Consider the following 18,927-nt stretch of genomic DNA (forward strand, 5'->3'; position numbering starts at 1 on the left):
CTAGTCGCCGACCTCGATCTCGCGCAGCTCGCGCTTCAGGATCTTGCCGGTCGGGTTGCGCGGCAGCTCATCGAGGAAGATGACCTCGCGTGGCACCTTGTAGCGGGCCAGGTTCTCCTTCACATAGGCCTTGATGACGTCCTCGTCGACGCTGGCGCCTTCGGCCTTGACGACGAAGGCGCGCAGCCGATGGCCCCACTCCTTGTCCTCGACGCCCAGTGCGGTGGCCTCGATGACCTCCGGGTGGCCGCTGATGAGGTCCTCGACCTCGGCCGGGAAGACGTTCTCGCCGCCGCAGACGATCATCTCGTCATCGCGACCGGACACGTAGAGCAGGCCGTGCTCGTCGAAGTAGCCCACGTCGCCGGAGGACAGCATCCCGTCGATGATCTGCTTGCCGCCGCCGCCGGTGTAGCCCTGGAAGGGGAACGTGTTGCGCACGAAGATGCGCCCGACGTCACCCTGGGCGACCTCGCCGCCGTTGTCATCGAGAATCTTCACCGTGATGCCCTTGACCGGCGGGCCGACGGTCGCCGGGTTGATGGACAGATCCTTGGGCCGGGCGATCGTCGCGAACGCGATCTCGGTGGAGCCGTACAGGTTGTAGATGATCGGCCCCAACTCGCGCAGGGCCCGGCCGGCGAGTTCGGCGCCGAGCTGCGACCCGGAGACGAAGACGATCCGCAGGCTCGACAGGTTCGGCTTGGGCGCCATCTTGTCGAGCTCGTCGAGCATGCGCGACAACATCACCGGCACCACCACGATGGCGGTCACCTTGTGCTTCTCGATATCGGCGAACACGGTGGCCGGTTTGAAACGTCGGCGCAGGACCAGTGTGGTCCCCAGCATCATCGCGATGGTGGCGTGCAGAAACCCCAGTGCATGGAACATCGGCGCGGGCAGGGAGGTGACCTCACCACCCTTGAACGGAACGTGCGACAGCACGCCGCCGATGGGCGCGAGCGATGGCGGCGTGCTGCGGTTGGCCCCCTTGGGGGTGCCGGTGGTGCCGCTGGTCAAAATGATGACCGACGAATGCTTGGTCACCTTAGGGGCGGGCTGCTTGCTGCTGCGCGCGATCAGGTCGGCCAGGGTGTCGTCGGTGGAACCCGAGGGCTCCTCGGAGTCCGGGTTGGTGGCCAGCGCCCGGAATTTGCCCAGCGCCGGGTCGGCCTGCGACACCGCGGCGGTGTACTCGTCGTCGTAGATGATGACCTGCGCGCCCTCGCGCTCGGAGACCTCTTTGATCTGCGGTCCGGAGAACTCGCTGTTGAGCAGGATGATGCGGGCGCCCACCCGGGCGGCGCCGTACACGCCGACCAGGAACCAACGGTGGTTGCGGATCAGCAGCGCGACACCGTCACCGCCCTTGACGCCCTTGGCACGCAGCCCGTTGGCCACCGCATGCGCCGCACGGTCCAGCTCCCCGAATGTCATCTCGCCGTCGTCGTCGATGATGGCAACGCGGTCGGGATGGCGGCGGGCGTTGAGCGCCGGGATCATCCCGAACTCGCCCCAGCGGCGGATATCGGCGAGCATGGCGGCCATCGCCTGCGGCGATTCGAGCCGCAGGGCTCCCGCCTCGAACATCTTGCGCGCGTAATGCAACTCTGCGGCGCCGCAGCTGAAGTATTGCTGGGCTTTGGCCGCTGCCTGAGCGGGCAGGTCTGTGAGACTGGGCATGAACGCCACAATATGTGACGCGTGTCGAGTCGCGGCAGATAACTACCATGGCCGTATGGGCGCTTCGGCCGGCAGTCGCAGGACGCTGGAGGTCGGCGGGCGCGAGGTCTCCGTCAGTAATCCCGGCAAGGTGATCTTTCCCGGTGCCGACGGGCGGGCCGATATCACCAAGAGCGACCTCGTCGACTACTACCTGGCCGTTGCCGACGGCGCGCTGCGCGGCGTGCACAACCGGCCGATGATCCTGAAACGCTTCGTCAAGGGCATCGACGAAGAGGCGATCTTCCAGAAGCGGGCACCCGAGAAGCGCCCGGACTTCATCGACGTGGCCGAGTTGAGGTACGCGTCCGGGACATCGGCCAAGGAAGCGGTGATCACCGAGGCCGCCGGCCTGGTCTGGGCGGTCGGTCTCGGCTGCATCGACTTCAACCCGCACCCGGTGCAGGCAGAAGATCTGGAGCATCCGGACGAGTTGCGGGTCGATCTGGACCCGATGCCCGGGGTTGAGTGGGCCCAGATCCTGGCGGTCGCCGCCGTGGCACGCGATGTGCTGCAGGAACACGGCCTGACCCCGTGGCCCAAGACCTCCGGCTCCCGCGGGTTCCACATCTATGCGCGCATCCATCCGAACTGGCCGTTCAAGCAGGTCCGGCTGGCCGCCGAGACGGTGGCCCGCGAGGTCGAACGGCGGGCCCCCGAGCTGGCCACGGCCAGGTGGTGGAAGGAAGAACGCGGCGCGCGGGTGTTCGTCGACTTCAACCAGAACGCCAAGGACCGCACCGTCGCCTCGGCCTATTCGGTCCGCGCCAAGGCCGATGCCCGGGTGTCCACGCCGCTGTACTGGGACGAGGTCGCCGATTGCCGGCCCGAGGTCTTCACCGTGGCCACCGTGCCGGCCCGCTTCGCCGAGATCGGCGATCCCTGGGCGGAGATGGACGCTCACCCGGGAGATCTGACCGAACTGCTGGAACTCGCCGAGCGGCTGGGGCCCGCGGAGAAACCGCCCGGCAAGAAGGGTGCGGACGGGCGCCGGGTCTCGCAGATGCCACTGATCGAGGTCGCCCGGACCAAGACCCACGATGAGGCGATGGCGGCGCTGGAGGTGTGGCGGGGCCGCCACGCCGAGGCGGCCGCGCGGCTGGAGCCCGTCGACGTTCTCGTCGACGGAATGCGAGGTCCGAGTTCGATCTGGTACCGCGTGCGGATCAATTTGCAGCACGTGCCGGAGGAGATCCGGCCACCCCAAGAGACGTTGATCGCGGACTATTCGCCGTGGGGCGGATATTCGGGGAAACAGTTCACACGCTGACGCCGAAATTTAGGCTACCCGGCAGTAAGTAGTACCCAACATTTTGGGTAATCAAACTCGTCAACGAAATATGTTGCAGCGCAACAGCTTACATTTCGCTCAGCGAACCCTTACCCAGCTCTCAGACTATCTTCTTAGCAAAGTCTCAATCACTACTCCCCGGTACCTTAAATTCCGCCGATAACTTCGGAGATATCGAGAACGACAGGTCAGAACCAGAAGGGAGGCAGAACATGACGATCGCATTCCGTTACGGGAACCCGGCGGTCAAGTGTGACGGCGCCGAACTGCGAGCGCAGTGCCGCCACCTCGCGATGGTGGTGACCATCTCAGGAGTCATCGATGACGACAACTTCGATCGACTCACCCACAAGGTCCGCCAACTGGTCCTCGCAGAAAAGCCGTTCGCACTCGATCTGAGTGACGTGACGTTCCTTTCCGCGCGCGGTGTGTCTCTCCTCTACGCCCTCGATGATGAGTGCGACCTCGCCGGAGTCGAGTGGGCGCTCGTCGCGAGCCCCGCCGTTCTGGACGTCCTGCGGATGCTCGACGACGCATTCCCCATCACGGTCTCCGTCCCGGAGGCGCTGCACCACTTCGCCGAGGGCACGCTCGCTCGGCGCCGGTTGCTCCCACTCCTGCACAAGACCGCATAACCAGAAAGGCGGAACACACATGTTGATCGACGTTCGCTGGCTGACCGCTCTGATGGGCCGTCACCGCAAGCCTGCCCGCTAGGGTCCCTACTTCTCCAGATGTGCCCTCCCACCGCCAGGTGGGAGGGCACATCTCGTTCAGGACTTTTGATCTCTAGGCTGCAGCCCCGCCGCCATCTGCGTGCAGGGTCAGTCCGGTGACGAAACTCGATGCGCCGGAGGCCAGGAACAGCACGGCCTGCGCGATCTCGGCGGGTTCCGCGGTGCGCCCCAACGGCAGGGCCCGACCGAGTTCGTCATTGGTATCCCCCCATTCGGCGACCACACCTTCGGTGTTCGTCGGGCCGGGCGCCACGGTGTTGACCCGCACGCCGCGCGGGCCGAACTCGGCAGCCCAGGTGCGGGTCAGTGACTCGACCGCGGCCTTCGAGGCGCTGTACACCGACGCGCCGGGCACACCCTTGAACGCCACCATGGAGGTGACGTTGATGATGCTGCCGTGGCCGCGGTCCAACATCCCCGGAACCAGCCCGGCCACCAGGAAGTACGTTCCCCGGACGTTGGTGTCGAAGGTCGACTCGAAGGACGCCACGTCCTGCTCCACGGTCAGGGCGCCGGGGAAGGTGGCGGCGTTGTTCACCAGGATGTCGACCGGCGCGCTCTGTTCGATCAGTGCCGCGACGGACTCGAGGTCGGACATGTCGGCCTGGATGAAGCGGACGTCGCCACCGATAGCGCCCGCGGCGGACTCGCCCCGCTCGCGATTGCGCCCGGTGATCAGCACCGTGGCTCCCGCGTCGGCCAGCAGTCGCGCGCTGGCCATCCCGATGCCGGCGGTGCCACCGGTCACCAGGGCGGTCTGTCCGATCAGTTTCTTTGTCATGTGGCGCATCTCCTTGTACTCAGGCGGAAATCTGTTCGAGCCGAACGCGACCCATACCGCGGTCGCGGGCGACGCCGGCGAGGGTGTCGCGCAGTTGGGCGCGCCCGCGGAACACCCGTGACATGACGGTGCCGACGGGGGTGCCCATCACCCGGGCTGTCTCGGCGTAAGTAAATCCCTGCACGTCGGCGTAGTAGAGGGCGATCCGGAAGCCCTCCGGAAGCTGTTCCAGCGCGGCCTTGATGTCGGCGTCCGGGAAGACGTCCATCACCGTTGCTTCCGCCGACGGGGCGCTGCGCATCATGGCGGTGGGCAGGTCCAGATCGGCGACCGACTCGACCGCGTACTCCGCCGGGCGTCGCTGCCTCATCCGGTAGCCGCTGATCCAGCGGTTGTGCAGGATGCGGAACAGCCATGCGTTGAGGTTGGTGCCGGGCTCGAACCGGCGGAAACCCATGAAAGCGTGCATGAGGGCGTCCTGCAAAAGGTCCTCTGCGTCGGCTTCATTGCGGGTCAGCCGGCGCGCACCCCGCATCAACACGGGCCGCAGGGGCGCGGTGTCACGTGCGAAACGCGCAGCCAGTTCGGCATCGGACTCGGTGACGGTGCTGATGAGTTTCACAAGTCCCAGACTTGCCCTTTCCGTCATCCGGCGGACCCTTGAAAACCCGTAGTCACCGGCCCGTAGGTCAGCCCGGATGACTCCGGGGCGTTTTCGCCGTTCTGGTCGTGGGGCGTCACACCCTGCCCGCAACCGACTGGAGGTTTCGCCGTGAGAATCGTTGTGATCGGGGGCACCGGGCTGATCGGCTCACAGCTGGTACGGGGATTGACCGAGCACGGCCACGACGCGGTCGCCGCCGCGCCGTCCACCGGGGTGGACACCATCACCGGCGAGGGCCTCGCCGAGGCGCTGGCCGGCACCGACGCCGTCGTCGACGTATCGAACTCGCCGTCCCTGCAGGACGGCCCGGCCATGGAGTTCTTCCGTACCGCAACCACGAACCTGCTGGCGGCCGAGACCGTCGCCGGTGTCGGCCACCATGTGGCGCTATCGGTGGTGGGCGCCGACGAACTGGCGCCGCAGAGCGGCTACTTCCGGGCCAAATTGGCGCAGGAAGCACTCATCGCGGCATCCGGCGTCCCGTTCACCATCGTGCGCGCTACGCAGTTCTTCGAATTCGTCGCCGGCATCGCCGACGCCGCGACCGAGACCGGCACCGTGCGGCTGGCACCGGTTTCCTTCCAGCCGATGGCATCCGCCGATGTGGCCGAAGCGGTTGGCATCGCCACCGTCGGAGATCCGTCGAGCGGCATCATCGAGGTTGCGGGCCCGCAGCGCTACCGGCTCGACGAGCTGATCTGCACCGCGCTCACCGCGCATGGCGACCGCCGGTCCGTGGTCGCCGACCCGAGTGCCCGGTACTGGGGCGCCGAACTGCAGGACGACACCCTGGTTCCCGGTGCCGGCGCAACCCTGTTCGGAATCCGGTTCGAGGACTGGCTACTGCGGTCCAGCGCTCATCCCTTGAAGTAGACGATCTGGTGGCTGGTGGCCAGCAGCCTGCCACCGGCCCCCCAGATCTGGGCGGCCTGGTCGAAATGACCGGACGAATACTGTTGTGCACGTGCGGTTGCCAGCACGTGATCATCGCCCTGGGCGGCCAAGGTGTCGCTGTCGGCGTGGAAGTACACGGTGATCGACACGGTGCCCGCGGGCAGCAGACGTCCGAGCCGCAGGTAGATACGCGGGTAGAAGATATCGCAGACAGCGGTCAGCGCGGCGAAATCCCATGGCCGAGGCGGGTTGTCGCGAACCCACAGGGTGGTCTCCGAGGACCCCGATTCACCGTCCCCGGCATCCGGGATGGCGCCGGTGACATAGCGCATGTCGTAGTTGCGCATCCAGGTCGGCCCCTTGTCCGGACCGACAGGCACCTCCGCGGGTGCCGGCACTGACGGCCTGGCCGGTTCGGTGTCACTCCAGGTGTCCCGCCGGACCCCGAAAACCGCGGTGGCGGTGGTCTTCACGTCGCCGTCCTGGCAGAGCTCGACGAGCCAATGCTGGTTGGACCGGTTGGTGCGCACCGCACGGGTGCTGATCTCGAAGTCACCCTCGACGATCGGGGCCAGGTAGTTCACCGTCAGCGCCACCGGTTGACCGTGCACATCGGGCTGCAGTTCTATGGCCCGCAGCAGCGCCGCGGCGGTGATGCCACCGAACGGGCCGACCATATTCGCCCATTCGGGCACGGTGCGACCGCGCAACAGTCGTTCACCGGCGGGTTGCAGGGCGATGCCATTGTCGAAGGCCGTCATCGGTCTTCCTCCTGGGTCGGGCGGTTCGCTCGGCCGACGGCGCTGCCGACCGCCAAACCAAGTTACCTGCGGACCGCCGCTCGGCTCACGCGGCCACCCCGCTCCTGCGCTAGGCGAACCGTCCGGCGAAACCGCGCAAGGGCAGATCAGCACTGGTGAGCAGGCCGGGGGCCGCCGCGACCACCGACCCGATGGCATTGAGCGCGGGCAGCCCGGTCACGGTCATCCCGATCGAGGCGAAGCTGGTCGGGTCGGAGAGGTCGACGCCCGGCTTGGGGAAGATCATGTGCTTGTTGTAGACGCAGGGATCGCCCATGATCTGAGTGATGTAGCAGCCCTTGATATCCCAGCTCGGATCGGTGTGCGGGGTCATCTGCCATTCCAGGTGGGTCTCGATCTTCGGCACGCCCCCGACCAGGCCCTGGTACTTGATGTAGTTGCCACCCAGCGAGCCCTTCGGCAACTGGTACCAGCCCAGATCGACATCCTTGGTGCACGCCCCGAGTTCGTAGCTGAACTTCACCTCGTCGAGGTGCACGTCGAAGCAGTCGGCCATCAGCAACACGCTGTCGGCGAAGACACGGGTGTACTTCTCCAGCATGCCGGGCAGTCGCGGATCGTCGACCGGAAGTCCGTAGCCGACCTCTTTCCAGGTGTCGGCCGAATGGTGGCACGACACATCCACGGATTCGATGGTGGTCACGTTCTCGATCTCAGCGACGTCGGCCGAACACACCACGCCCAGAATCTGATTGAGACCGGGATTCATCCCGGTGCCGTAGAACGTCGCCCCGCCCTTGGCGGCGGCCGCGGCCAGCACCTCGCTGACCGGGCGCCCGGACGGATGCGGATGGTTGGCGTCCCGGTGCCAGCCGGTGATCCAATCGGCGGTGGTCACGATGTTGATCCCGGCTTCGAGCACCTGCACATACAGGTCCTCGTCGGGGAATACCCCGTGGAAGGTCACCACATCGGGTTTGGCGGCGATGATCTCCTCGACCGAGCCGGTGGCGATCACTCCGTTGGGAGCCAGGCCGGCGATCTCACCGGCGTCGCGGCCGACCTTCTCCGGGGTGTAGCAGTGCAAACCGATGAGCGACAGATCGGGATGCGCGGCAATGCGTTTGATCATCTCGGTGCCCACATTGCCGGTAGCAACCTGGAAGACGCGGATCTGCTCGGTCATAGTGTGTCTACTTTCCGTACGCGAGCGAGGTCTGCGGCGGATCCGCCGAGACCGTCTGGATAGAACTGCATGGCCCACTTGCGAATTGCGGTGAAGCCCTCATACTCGGCGGTGGCCAGCGCGGGCGGATCCGAATAGCGCTGGTGCGACCAGATGTGGATGTCCTGGGTGAACTGGCGGATGACTTCCTCGCCGAAGTCGCGGGCCTTGTCCTCGGCCCGTTGGTCGTCGCGCCCCGGCGTGCGCCCGATGTAAACCATGAAACGGACGTCGGAGGTGCGCTCATCGACCGGGGTGACCGCCGAGATGGTCCGGTTGTCGACCATCCCCCAGCTCTTGGTGACGGCGATGCCGAGCCCACCGTTGATGGCCTCGACGCCGCTGTTGACGTCCTCGATCCGCTGTCCGTCGTCGCCTTCGAAGGTGATGGTGAAGTCGACGTAGGACACCGGCTCGGCGAAGTCGTGGCGGGTGAACACCGGCACGATGGGTGTCTGGTGCACGTACTTGAAGTGGGCGAAGTCCACCCCGTTCTCCAGGACGTACTGCGGGTGCAGTTCCAGGCCCTGCCGGAACAGCCGCTGCTGCGGGTAGTAGTCGCCCTCGGTGCGATCGCCGAAGTCGGCGAAGATGTCCGGCGCATCGAAGAACGGTTCCCGGCCCTCGACGTCATGCCAGATGTAGACCGACGCATTGCGCTCGAACACCGGATAGGTCCGTATCCGTCTGCCTCGGTTGGGCCGCTCCTGGTAGGGGATACAGACGTTACGGCCCTCGTCGTTCCACTGCCAGCCATGGAAAGGGCATTGCAGCACTTCGCCTTTCACCTGCCCACCGTAGCCCAGGTGGGCGCCGAGGTGCTCACAGTAGGCGTTCATCACCGTCAGCCGGCCGGACGCCGCGCGCCAGGCGATCATCTCCTGGTCGAAGTAGGTCATCCGGCGTACGTCGCCGATACCGATCTCGTCCGACCAGGCCACCTGGAACCAACCCGTCGGCTTCATCGACAGTGGTGGTTTTGCCATGGGGCCAAGAATCACAGTGGGTTCTATTAAAGTCAAGAGTCGCGTAGCATCCATCCGGTGACCGAAGCCGCCGAGCGCCGCACCAACCGGCGGGGGCAGGCCAGTCGAGAGAGCATGCTCGATGCCGCGCTGGAGGCGCTGGCGTCCGGGGCTCCCGGCTCGGTGTCGGGAAATCGCATCGCCAAGGACGCCGGCGCAACCTGGGGCACGGTCAAGTACCAATTCGGCGATATCGACGGGCTCTGGGCCGCGGTGCTGCGCCACACCGCCGAGCGCCGCGGCACCATCCCGGCGCACGCGGCGCCGCACGGTTCCCTGGCGCAGCGTGTCACCGGCATCCTGGATGTCCTCTACGACGGGCTCAGCGCCACCGATTCCCGGGCCATCGAGAACCTGCGGGCCGCGCTCCCGCGCGACCGGGCCGAGCTGGAACACCACTATCCACAGACCGCGGCCGAGTTGGCCTCGTGGCAGAAGACCTGGATCACCGACTGCCAGAACGCTTTCTCCGATCTGGATGTGGATCCGGCGCGGGTGCGTGAGGTCGCGCTGTTCATCCCCGGAGCGATGCGTGGCATCACCTCCGAGCGTCAACTCGGTTCCTATATCGATCTCGACGAGGCCCGGCACGGTCTGTCCAAGGCGATCGTCGCCTACCTCAAGAGTTAGGGACTTCCGGCCCTACCCTGGCACGACGCAGCGCCGCAGACTTGTTCCATGGCAACGACATCGCCGACTCTTGGCCCCGTGAGAATCATCGAGGATGCCATCCACCTCGCATGCCGCGCTCCCTCGTATCACAACAGCCAGCCCTGGCGATGGGTCATCTCGGCCGAGGGCGTGCAACTGTTCGTCGACACCGACCGGCTGGTGGCCACCGATACCAGCGGCAGGCAGGCCGTGATCAGTTGCGGCGCAGCGCTTGACCATTTCCGCGTGGCGGCGGCTGCGGCCGGATTGGACGCCCATGTGGAGCGCTATCCGAATCCGAACGATCATCATCACCTGGCCACCATCACCTTCGGCAAACTGTCCACCGTCACCGATGGGCATCGGCGCCGCGCCGATGCCATCCTGCGGCGCCGCACCGACCGGCTACCCATGGCGGCCCCCACCGATTGGGAGTCCTTCGAGCGGCTGTTGCGCGAAACCGCCGGATCCGACGTGGCAATGGACGTCATCGCACCCGCCGATCGGCCCACCGTCGCAGACGCCTCGCAACTCACCGACGCACTACGGCTCTACGATTCCGCCTATCACCACGAGATTGACTGGTGGACATCGCCCTTCGAGGTGAACGACGGCATCCCGCACAGCTCACTGGTGTCGGCGGCCGAGGCCGATCGCGTCGACGTCGGGCGGTCCTTTCCCGTCACACACCACCGCGAACGCCGCCAGAACGTCGCCGAGGACACCGCTCAACTGGTGGTGATCTCCGCGCTCGACGACACCCGCGCCGACCTGCTGCGCTGCGGTGAGGCGCTCTCCGCTCTGCTGCTCGACGCCACCATGGCGGGGTTCGCCTCGTGCACCCTGAGTCACCTGACCGAGGTGCCGGTCAGCCGCGATATCCTCAGCGCGCTCGTCGGCCAGCCATACCCGCAGGTCGTGGTGCGCCTCGGACGGATTTCCGAACTCGACGAGGTGCCACCGCCCACGCCGAGGCGACCGCTCCAGGATGTGTTGCGGGTCAAGCTCTGAGCGCGGCCAGCATCGCGTGTAGCCGGCGGCCGACCGCGGCCAACGGATCGGTGCTGCGTTCGGCGCGGCTCATGGCCACCGCCCCCTCGACGGCGGCCACGATCAGGGTCGCCGTATCGGCGGCCTCGGGGTTGGCCACACCCGCATCGCGCAGCGACCTGACCAGGATGGTCGTCCAATTGCTGAACGCGAATACCGCCGCATCCCGCGCGGCGGCGTCATCGTCATCAGTCGAGTTCTGCACCGCGACCGCCAGCACGGTGCAACCCCGCTGAAAGTCGCTCTCCACCAGAGACTCCCGCCATGATCGCAGCAACGCATCCAGCATCGCGCCCGGGCCGGCTCCCGCGGCGCGGTGCAGTTCGGTTGTCGTGCGCGCATCGGCCCAGCGGACCGCTTCGGCGGCCAGCTGCGCCTTCCCGCCGGGAAAATAGTGGTAGGTCGACCCCAGCGGTGCGCCGGCATGCCTGGCCAGTTCCCGCACGGTCATCGCGCTCAGACCGCGCCGCCCCAGCATGTCGGCGGCACCGGTCACCATGCGGTTGCGCGCATCGTGATCGGATCCCACCATGACCACCACCCCCTATGACAGACGTCATAGTACATCTGGACCAGCGATTATTACGAGCGACATAACAATATTGGCGGCTTTTGGCGCGGCACGAAGGAGACGTGGGCCACATACCCCGGGCTTTCCGTGTCAAGCACCGAGGGTCCGGGTAGCCCCAATGCACAGGGCGCATTCGCGTCGCACGGTCAACAAGACCGATGACAACCAACTCATACAGGGGCCCACGTCATGACTGACACCACCACTCTCATCACAAACTTGCGTACCGTGCTGGAACTGACCAGCACCGAGATCCAGATCGCCGAGTTCCGCACCAGCCAGGCGCGCACCGATGCGGTACACCAGGAGTTGTCCAAGAACGCCGAGAACGCCCGCACGCGCGCTGCACTGATCGAGGCGACCATCCGTGAACTCGGCGGCACACCCACCTTCTTCGGACCCTTCGTGGGGCGAGCCGCCGCTCTCGTGAAGGCGCTGACCGAGCAGGCCGAACCGTTCGCCGAGGCGCTGCTGGGCGATCTCGCACTGGAGCACCTCCTCGTGGACCGCGCGCGCTACCTCAAGTCGCTGGCCGTCGCGGCCGGTAACACGCAGGTCCAGGACCTTGCCGATTCGCTGATCGAGGCGCACAGCGCGACCGTCATCTGGCTCAGCACCGTTCTCGCCGAGGACGCCCTCGGCGGCCCGGCGGCACTGCGCCGCACCCCGATTCAGGCCGCGGCCGGCGCTGCGGTCAAGCTGGCCAACCTGCCGGGGCAGCTGGCCACCCGCGCGTTCGATCGGGTGCTGACCACGGTCCGCTCCGCCCGCCCGGCCGTCGACGACGCCTTGGCCCGCGGCAGCCACGCCGGTGAGATCGCGGCCAAGACGCTGTCCGCGTCGCGGGACGCGGCCCTGTCGGCGGCCGAGAAGGTGAGCCGGCGCGAGGGCGCCGACGAGGTGGCCGATGCGCTGCACACCGTGCGCGGCAACACCGGCGTCTTGGAGGCGGCGGAACTGCCGATCGCCGGCTATGACGAGCTCAACGTCAACGACGCCGTCGCGGCGGTCAAGGAACTGGACACGCCTGCGGACATCCGCGTGGTCATCGCCTACGAGGAATTCCACAAGAACCGCCAGCGGGTGGTGTCGGCCGCCCAGTCGCGACTGAGCGCCATCGCCCAGGAGATTGTCGGCATCAGCTAGCAGAACCGGATCTTGTGATCCGTTCCCCTCGACAACGACCTACGGTACCGTAAGTTACGGTACCGTAGGTTTCGTTGTATGGAGGGAACGGAGTCGGCCATGATGGATCAGACCAGCGTCTTGCACGAGTTGGAGCCGGTCGTCGAGCAGAACCTCGAGCGCCACCTCAGCACGGTCAAGCCATGGGACCCGCACGACTACGTCCCGTGGAGCCGGGGACGCGACTTCGCCTTTCTCGGCGGCGAGGACTGGGCTCCCGAGGACTCCCCGCTGGACCCGGTGGCCAAGGCGGCGCTGACGGTCAACCTGCTGACCGAGGACAACCTGCCGTCCTATCACCGGGAGATCGCCACCCGGTTCGGGCGCGACGGCGCCTGGGGGACCTGGGTCGGTCAATGGACCGCCGAGGAGGGACGCCACAGCATCGCGCTGCGCGACTATCTGGTGGTGACCCGCGGCGTGGACCCCTCCAAACTCGAGGCGCTCCGCATGGAACACACCGTCGCCGGGTACGACTCGGGCGACAAGACACCGTTGGCGGCGCTGGCCTACGTGTCGTTCCAGGAACTCGCCACCCGCGTGTCGCACCGCAACACGGGGCGGGCCTCCGGCTGCCCGATCGCCGATCAGCTACTCGCCCGGATCGCGGCCGACGAGAACCTGCACATGGTCTTCTACCGCAACCTGATGGCGGCCGCCCTCGACATCGCACCGGATGCCGCCATGGCCGCCATCCGCGATGAGGTCGTCGGGTTCACGATGCCCGGTGCCGGCATGACCGACTTCCACGAAAACTCCATCCTCATCGCCAAGGCCGGGATCTACGACCTGCGTATCCACCACGACGAGGTACTGCAACCGGTGTTGCGCTTCTGGCGAGTCTTCGAGCGCAGCGATTTCGGCCCGGCCGGCGAACAGGCCCGCACCGAGCTCGCCCAATTCCTGGACGCCGTGGACGAACGGGCCCGCTACTACGAAGAGAAGGCCGCCCGCCGCAAGGTCGGCGCGCCGGCCTAGCCGGCACGCTGCCGTAGCACAGCGGCGGCGCTCAGCACGGCAGCGCCGACGGTACCGACCAGCACGCTGTCCATCTTCCAGCTTTGCCAGTACAGCGGCACGTCCAGGTGCACGTCGGCGATCTGGACGAAGTCCGTGTTGACGAGCTGCTCGGGGTACATGCCCCAACCCAGGCCGGCCCGCACCGCCGCCCCGAAACCCTCGGCGGTCGGCACCAGGTGCACCGGGCGCCCGATAGGCTTGCGGAAGACCTTGCGAATCAGATTGTCCTGCAGAGCATCGTCTCGATTCCATGCCAGCGACGGAGCCTTGGCAGCCGCGGCGGCGGTGAATCCACCGGGCAGGTACTCACGGACATATTCCTCGACCGCCACCGGCACGTAGCGCATCACACCGAGCGGCTGCACGCGACACCCCGGCACTGCGGTGCGTTCGGTGGTGACCGCACCCATCACCGCGCCCTCCCGCAGCAGCTTCGCCGAGTGGTCCTGATCCTCGATCCTGATATCGAGCAGCACGCCGGGCAGCCGGGCGAACACCGCGCTGAACCAGGTAGCCATGGAATCGGCGTTGACCGCGAGCGCGATCCGGGTACGTTCGGTCGAGCCACCCGCGGTCTCGGCCAGCGCCTCGGCCTCCAGGATCGCGGTCTGCGCGGCCAGCCGCAGCAGTGGGACGCCGGCCGTGGTTGCCCGACAGGGTTTTTCGCGGACCACCAGGACTTGGCCGACCCGCTGCTCGAGGCCCTTGATCCGCTGACTGACCGCGGACGGGGTGACGTGCAGCCGCTCGGCGGCGGCATCGAAGCTGCCGAGCTCGATCACCGCGGCGAACGCGGCCAGCTGCTGTCCGTCCAGCTTCATCCGCTCAGGCTAATCGAGTCGGAAAATCTTCAGCGAGATTCAGCACCGAACTCCCGATTAGATAGCCTACTAACCATTAGTGTAGTATCTAAATGGCCGCCGACGCAGCGGCGCCCGCAGGACCTCGGCGATTTCCGCACGGGTCCTAATTTTGTTTGTGCACAACACTATTCAATGTTTCACAGGCGTTTCCGGTGTGAGCCGCACGCAACGCAGACGTATTCCATCCCTAACCACCCGGCAATGGACAGCGCCTGTAATGGAACCAGCCGACCTCCCCGGCATCCGGCACCGTCGCCGACCGACAGACACGTGAAACACGGAGACCCCCATGTCTTTTGATTCGTCCATCGCTGAGAACATCGCCACCTCGCTGGCCGAGATCCCGCACCCGTCCCTGCCCAAGGGATCCAACATCTATGGCAGCACCAAGATCTTCCCCGACTACCAGGCCGAGGCGGGGGAGAGCTACTTCACGCTGGTGCACGGCATCGCCCACGAATCCTCCGTCGCCTTCGTGGCGGTGCTGCAGGCCACCAGGGCGCTGCGCAAGGGCTTCGAGTCTGCGCTGTACTTCTACGGGCCCGGGGCCATCAACTGCCTGGCCACCCGCGGTTTCCCGAAGACGGGCGACTCCGGTTTCCCCGGCGAACAGAACATCAACGACGCCCTGGGCACGTTCATCAAGGAGGGCGGCACCGTGTTCTGCTGCCGCTTCGGGCTCGGCCTGCACGGTGGGCGCGAAGAGGATCTCATCGAGGGTGTCATCCCGGCGCACCCCCTCGACGTGCAGGACGCACTGATCTACTACGCCCGTAAAGGCGCCATCATCAACTCCACCTACATGGTCTAGGGCAGCCCGCCGTGACCACACTGGCCGCCGTCTCGGCGAACTTCACCCGAGATCTGGAACAGAACTACGCACTCATCGCCGCGCTGACCGAACAGGCCCGCGAACGGGGCGTCGACTTCATGGTGCTGCCCGAGGCCGCCGTGGGCGGCTACCTGTCCTCGCTCGGCAATCACGGTGACACCGTGAAGACCACCCAACGCTCACTGCCCCCGGCCATCCGGCTCGACGGGCCCGAGATCACGCGGATTCAGCAGATCATCGGGGACCTCGTCATCGCGATCGGGTTCTGCGAACTCGCCGAGGACGGACAGACCCGTTACAACACCGCAGCCGTACTGGACGGCGATCAGATCTACGGCACCTACCGGAAGGTGCACCAACCGCTCGGGGAGGGCATGTCCTACTCGGCGGGCTCCGGCTACGGCGTTTTCGATACACCGATCGGCCGTGTCGGATTGCAGATCTGCTACGACAAAGCCTTTCCGGAGGCGGCCCGCATGATGGCGCTCGACGGCGCCCAGATCATCGCCAGCCTGTCGGCATGGCCCGCGGCCCGCACCGCGACCGCGGAGAATCTGCAGGACGACCGCTGGACCTACCGGTTCAACCTGTTCGACATGGCACGCGCCCTGGACAACCAGGTGTTCTGGATCGCGTCGAATCAGAGCGGCACCTTCGGGTCCCTGCGCTACGTGGGCAACGCCAAGGTCGTCGACCCCGGTGGAAACATCCTCGCCACAACACTTCTGGACAGCGGTATGGCGGTCGCAGACGTCGACCTCGACACCACGTTCCGCACGATGCGCGCCGGCATGTTCCACCTACGCGACCGCAGGCCCGATGTGTACGGCCCGCTGACCGCCACCGACACCACGCACACTGCGAAGTGGCAGGAACTCGCCCATGCCTGAGATGACCTTCGAGGTCCGCTGGCCCGACGGCAGCACCCAGCGCTGCTACTCCCCCAGCCTCGTCATCCACGACTACCTGCACACCGGAGGGCGCTACACCGTTGGCGAGTTCGTCGACCTGTCCGGACGGGCACTGACCGAGGCCAGTGACCGGGTCCGCGCCAAGTTCGGCTTCGCCTGCACCTCGGCGGCAGAGACCAACGACCGGATCACCAGTGCAGCAGCCGGATTCCCGGCCGACGCACTCATCGAGATCACCGCCATGCACCCCCCACTGGAGCGATCATGACCACCACCCACGTCCCCGTCGTCGTCATCGGCGCCGGACAGGCCGGGCTGTCGGTCAGCTGGTATCTGGGCCGGGCCGGGATCGAACACGTCGTGCTGGAGGCCGCCACCCCGGTACACGCCTGGGCCGATACCCGCTGGGACAACTTCACTCTGGTCACCCCCAACTGGCACTGCCGGCTACCCGGCTACCACTACGACGGGCCTGACCCGGACGGCTTCATGACCCGCGACGAGGTCATCACCTGGCTCTCGGGTTGGCTGGACACGTTCGACCCGCCGGTGCGCACGCACACACGGGTGACCAGACTGGCCAACGCTGCCTCCGGTGGATTCGAACTGACGATCCGTTCCGGGAGTGGTGAGCAGACCATCACCTGCGATCACGCCGTCGTCGCGACGGGTGGTTACCCGCTGCCGGTCATCCCGTCGTACGCGGATTCGCTGGAAGACTCGGTGGTCCAGCTACATTCGGAGCAGTACCGCAATGCCGGGCAGCTACCCGAGGGCGCGGTGCTGGTGGTCGGCACCGGACAGTCCGGTGCGCAGATCGCCGAGGACCTGCACCTGGCCGGGCGACAGGTCCACCTCGCGGTGGGCAGCGCACCGCGGGTCGCCCGGACATACCGCGGACGCGACTGCATGACATGGCTGTCGGATATGGGACTCTACGACAGGCCCGCCGCCCAGTATCCCGGCGGTAAGGCTGCCATCGAGAAGACCAACCACTACGTCACCGGCCGCGATGGCGGCCGCGATGTGGATCTGCGACAGTTCGCCACCGAGGGCATGAAGCTCTACGGCGCGCTGGCCGACGGCTCCGGCGCCGTGCTGCGCTTCGCCCCGACCCTCACGGCTGCCCTCGACCATGCCGATGCGGTCTACAACTCGATCTGCGCCGATATCGACCGCCACATCGACACGCACGGCATCGACGCACCCCCGGCCACCCGGTATGAGCCGGTCTGGGTCCCCGAAACCGAAACCACCACCTTGGATCTCGGCACCGAGAACGTGGCGGCCATCGTCTGGGCCATCGGCTACCGGCCCGACTACCGGTGGATCGAGGCCAGCGCCTTCGACGGTGGTGGCCGCCCCATGCAGACCCGCGGCGTCACCGGCGTACCCGGGTTGAGCTTCGTGGGCCTGCCGTGGATGCACACCTGGGGATCGGGCCGCTTTCTCGGCATCGACCGCGACGCCCAGCACATCGCCGCCACCATCATCAGCACCTACCACGAGTCGGTGCTGCGGCTCGCGGTCGGGCACTGAGGCCGGCCACCGATGCAGGGACGACAGTCGTTCGGCCGGGTCATCGCGGCACGCGCGGCCTCCGACCCCGATCAGGTCGTGGTCATCAGTGACCACGAGGGGCGCAGCCTCACCGCGGCCGAGCTCGATGCGGCGAGCAACCGGTTGGCCCGAGAGTATCTGGCCCACGGCGTTTCCCGCGACAACCTGGTCACCGTGGCCATGCCGAACAGCATCGAGTTCATCGTGGCGTGTGTCGCGGTCTGGAAGGCCGGCGCCACCCCGAGCCCATGGGCGCCGGCAGGCGGTGCACACGAACGCCGCCACCTGGAGACGCTGGCCCGACCGGCACTCGCCGTGGGTTCGGCGCCGGAAGATCCCTCGATCCCCTGGCTGCCGGGCGGTCATCGCAGTGCTCACCCAGCCGGGCCGCTACCGGACACCTGGGCCTCCAGCTGGAAGGCGCCCGCGTCCTCCGGAAGCACCGGTCTGCCGAAGCTCGTGCTGGCCGCCGCGCCGGCGCTGATCGATCCGGACCGCGAGGTGGCGCCGTTCCTGCCGCGCGCGTCCACTCAGCTGGTCACCGCTCCGCTGTGGCACTCCGCCCAGTTCACCTACGCGTTCCGTGGCCTGTTGACCGGGCATCGGCTGGTCCTCACCGACACGTTCGACGAGCATCGGTTCTGCACGCTGATCGAACGGCACGGCGTCAGCTGGACACTGCTCTCCCCCCGCGATATTCACCAGTTGGTGCGCCTACGCCCCTCGGCGGATCTCCCGTCGTTGGCATCGGTGCTGCACCTCGGCGCACCGTGCGCACCTGCGGACAAGCACGCCCTCATCGACTGGCTCGGTGCCGACCGCGTCATCGAGGTCTACGCGGGTAGCGAATCCAACGGGCTGACCATGATCTCCGGCTCCGAATGGTTGCAGCGACCGGGAAGCGTCGGAAAACCCATCGGCGGCACCGAGGTTCGCATCACGGCCCCCGACGGTACGCCCGTCCCCACCGGTGGGGTCGGCCATATCTGGATGCGCCGGGGAGCCGAACCGGCCTACCGGTACCTGGGCGGGCAGTCCCGACGCACCCACGACGGCTGGGACAGCCTCGGTGATCTCGGTTGCCTGGACGCCGACGGCTACCTGACCGTCGTCGAACGCGCTTCCGACGTCATCGATGCCGGGGGCACCCCGGTGTACCCGACCCGTGTCGAACACGCACTCAT

At 66.8% G+C, this 18,927-nt stretch carries 19 protein-coding genes and 1 pseudogene; 12 read left to right on the plus strand and 8 right to left on the minus strand.

From position 1 onward, the window contains the following. The gene (gene fadD2, locus EXE63_RS12240; protein ID WP_168142186.1) at window positions 1-1,683 is read right to left on the minus strand and encodes a long-chain-fatty-acid--CoA ligase FadD2; all 1,683 of its coding nucleotides are present in this window, start codon (window positions 1,681-1,683) and stop codon (window positions 1-3) included. A gap of 55 nt (window positions 1,684-1,738) precedes the next feature. On the opposite strand from fadD2, the gene EXE63_RS12245 reads away from it, so the two are divergent. Both EXE63_RS12245 and EXE63_RS12250 read left to right on the plus strand, forming a co-directional pair. Next, window positions 1,739-2,992: a DNA polymerase domain-containing protein gene (locus EXE63_RS12245; RefSeq protein ID WP_168142187.1), complete on the plus strand. Its 1,254-nt coding sequence runs from the start codon at window positions 1,739-1,741 to the stop codon at window positions 2,990-2,992. Window positions 2,993-3,225: 233 nt separating this feature from the next. Next, window positions 3,226-3,648 (plus strand): STAS domain-containing protein, encoded by a 423-nt coding sequence (locus tag EXE63_RS12250; protein ID WP_168142188.1) that lies wholly within the window; start codon window positions 3,226-3,228, stop codon window positions 3,646-3,648. A gap of 154 nt (window positions 3,649-3,802) precedes the next feature. Here EXE63_RS12250 and EXE63_RS12255 read toward each other — a convergent pair whose 3' ends face one another. Together EXE63_RS12255 and EXE63_RS12260 are read right to left on the minus strand one after the other, a co-directional pair. Beyond that, the gene (locus tag EXE63_RS12255; RefSeq protein WP_168142189.1) at window positions 3,803-4,531 is read right to left on the minus strand and encodes an SDR family NAD(P)-dependent oxidoreductase; all 729 of its coding nucleotides are present in this window, start codon (window positions 4,529-4,531) and stop codon (window positions 3,803-3,805) included. A 19-nt stretch (window positions 4,532-4,550) separates the two neighbouring features. Then, window positions 4,551-5,153 carry a sigma-70 family RNA polymerase sigma factor gene (locus EXE63_RS12260; protein WP_234904465.1) on the minus strand — a complete coding sequence of 201 codons (603 nt, stop codon included), beginning with the start codon at window positions 5,151-5,153 and terminating at the stop codon, window positions 4,551-4,553. Window positions 5,154-5,303: 150 nt separating this feature from the next. On the opposite strand from EXE63_RS12260, the gene EXE63_RS12265 reads away from it, so the two are divergent. Further along, window positions 5,304-6,068, plus strand: coding sequence for an SDR family oxidoreductase (locus EXE63_RS12265; protein WP_168142191.1), 765 nt, complete (start codon window positions 5,304-5,306; stop codon window positions 6,066-6,068). Here the strand turns inward: EXE63_RS12265 and EXE63_RS12270 are convergent. The 3 genes from EXE63_RS12270 to EXE63_RS12280 form a co-directional block, all read right to left on the minus strand. Next, window positions 6,053-6,850, minus strand: a complete 798-nt coding sequence (locus EXE63_RS12270; protein WP_168142192.1) for an acyl-CoA thioesterase — start codon at window positions 6,848-6,850, stop codon at window positions 6,053-6,055. The two genes, EXE63_RS12265 and EXE63_RS12270, sit on opposite strands and share 16 nt — an antisense overlap. A gap of 109 nt (window positions 6,851-6,959) precedes the next feature. Next, window positions 6,960-8,036 (minus strand): NAD(P)H-dependent amine dehydrogenase family protein, encoded by a 1,077-nt coding sequence (locus EXE63_RS12275; RefSeq protein WP_168142193.1) that lies wholly within the window; start codon window positions 8,034-8,036, stop codon window positions 6,960-6,962. Continuing rightward, window positions 8,033-9,061, minus strand: coding sequence for an aromatic ring-hydroxylating dioxygenase subunit alpha (locus EXE63_RS12280; protein WP_168142194.1), 1,029 nt, complete (start codon window positions 9,059-9,061; stop codon window positions 8,033-8,035). The genes EXE63_RS12275 and EXE63_RS12280 overlap by 4 nt, the downstream gene beginning before the upstream one ends. A 57-nt stretch (window positions 9,062-9,118) precedes the next feature. Here EXE63_RS12280 and EXE63_RS12285 point away from each other — a divergent pair, with 57 nt between their 5' ends. After that, window positions 9,119-9,730 (plus strand): TetR/AcrR family transcriptional regulator, encoded by a 612-nt coding sequence (locus EXE63_RS12285; RefSeq protein ID WP_168142195.1) that lies wholly within the window; start codon window positions 9,119-9,121, stop codon window positions 9,728-9,730. A 48-nt stretch (window positions 9,731-9,778) separates the two neighbouring features. Next, window positions 9,779-10,762, plus strand: a complete 984-nt coding sequence (locus tag EXE63_RS12290) for an Acg family FMN-binding oxidoreductase (RefSeq protein WP_168142196.1) — start codon at window positions 9,779-9,781, stop codon at window positions 10,760-10,762. Here the strand turns inward: EXE63_RS12290 and EXE63_RS12295 are convergent. Continuing rightward, window positions 10,752-11,333, minus strand: coding sequence for a TetR/AcrR family transcriptional regulator (locus EXE63_RS12295; RefSeq protein ID WP_168142197.1), 582 nt, complete (start codon window positions 11,331-11,333; stop codon window positions 10,752-10,754). The two genes, EXE63_RS12290 and EXE63_RS12295, sit on opposite strands and share 11 nt — an antisense overlap. A gap of 228 nt (window positions 11,334-11,561) precedes the next feature. Between EXE63_RS12295 and EXE63_RS12300 the strand changes: the two genes are divergently transcribed. Together EXE63_RS12300 and EXE63_RS12305 are read left to right on the plus strand one after the other, a co-directional pair. Continuing rightward, window positions 11,562-12,518 (plus strand): ferritin-like domain-containing protein, encoded by a 957-nt coding sequence (locus EXE63_RS12300; protein WP_168142198.1) that lies wholly within the window; start codon window positions 11,562-11,564, stop codon window positions 12,516-12,518. Window positions 12,519-12,596: 78 nt separating this feature from the next. Then, window positions 12,597-13,535: an acyl-ACP desaturase gene (locus EXE63_RS12305; protein WP_372513109.1), complete on the plus strand. Its 939-nt coding sequence runs from the start codon at window positions 12,597-12,599 to the stop codon at window positions 13,533-13,535. Here EXE63_RS12305 and EXE63_RS12310 read toward each other — a convergent pair. Then, window positions 13,532-14,398, minus strand: a complete 867-nt coding sequence (locus EXE63_RS12310) for a LysR family transcriptional regulator ArgP (RefSeq protein ID WP_168142199.1) — start codon at window positions 14,396-14,398, stop codon at window positions 13,532-13,534. The genes EXE63_RS12305 and EXE63_RS12310 overlap by 4 nt on opposite strands. Before the next feature lie 331 nt (window positions 14,399-14,729). Between EXE63_RS12310 and EXE63_RS12315 the strand changes: the two genes are divergently transcribed. The 5 genes and pseudogenes from EXE63_RS12315 to EXE63_RS32885 form a co-directional block, all read left to right on the plus strand. Then, a complete protein-coding gene (locus EXE63_RS12315) occupies window positions 14,730-15,251 on the plus strand; it encodes an MSMEG_0572/Sll0783 family nitrogen starvation response protein (RefSeq protein ID WP_105361459.1) in 522 nt (173 codons plus the stop codon). A gap of 11 nt (window positions 15,252-15,262) precedes the next feature. After that, window positions 15,263-16,162 carry a carbon-nitrogen hydrolase family protein gene (locus EXE63_RS12320; RefSeq protein WP_168142200.1) on the plus strand — a complete coding sequence of 300 codons (900 nt, stop codon included), beginning with the start codon at window positions 15,263-15,265 and terminating at the stop codon, window positions 16,160-16,162. Continuing rightward, entirely contained in the window at window positions 16,155-16,451 is a 297-nt protein-coding gene (locus EXE63_RS12325; RefSeq protein ID WP_168142201.1) for an MSMEG_0570 family nitrogen starvation response protein, read from the plus strand. Before EXE63_RS12320 ends, EXE63_RS12325 begins: the two co-directional genes overlap by 8 nt. Continuing rightward, window positions 16,448-17,722: an MSMEG_0569 family flavin-dependent oxidoreductase gene (locus tag EXE63_RS12330; protein WP_168142202.1), complete on the plus strand. Its 1,275-nt coding sequence runs from the start codon at window positions 16,448-16,450 to the stop codon at window positions 17,720-17,722. Before EXE63_RS12325 ends, EXE63_RS12330 begins: the two co-directional genes overlap by 4 nt. 12 nt (window positions 17,723-17,734) lie before the next feature. After that, window positions 17,735-18,682 (plus strand): annotated as a pseudogene (locus EXE63_RS32885) (AMP-binding protein); the annotation flags it as partial. Window positions 18,683-18,927: the final 245 nt, after the last annotated feature.

Source organism: Mycolicibacterium frederiksbergense (assembly GCF_012223425.1).
Taxonomy (GTDB): domain Bacteria; phylum Actinomycetota; class Actinomycetes; order Mycobacteriales; family Mycobacteriaceae; genus Mycobacterium; species Mycobacterium frederiksbergense.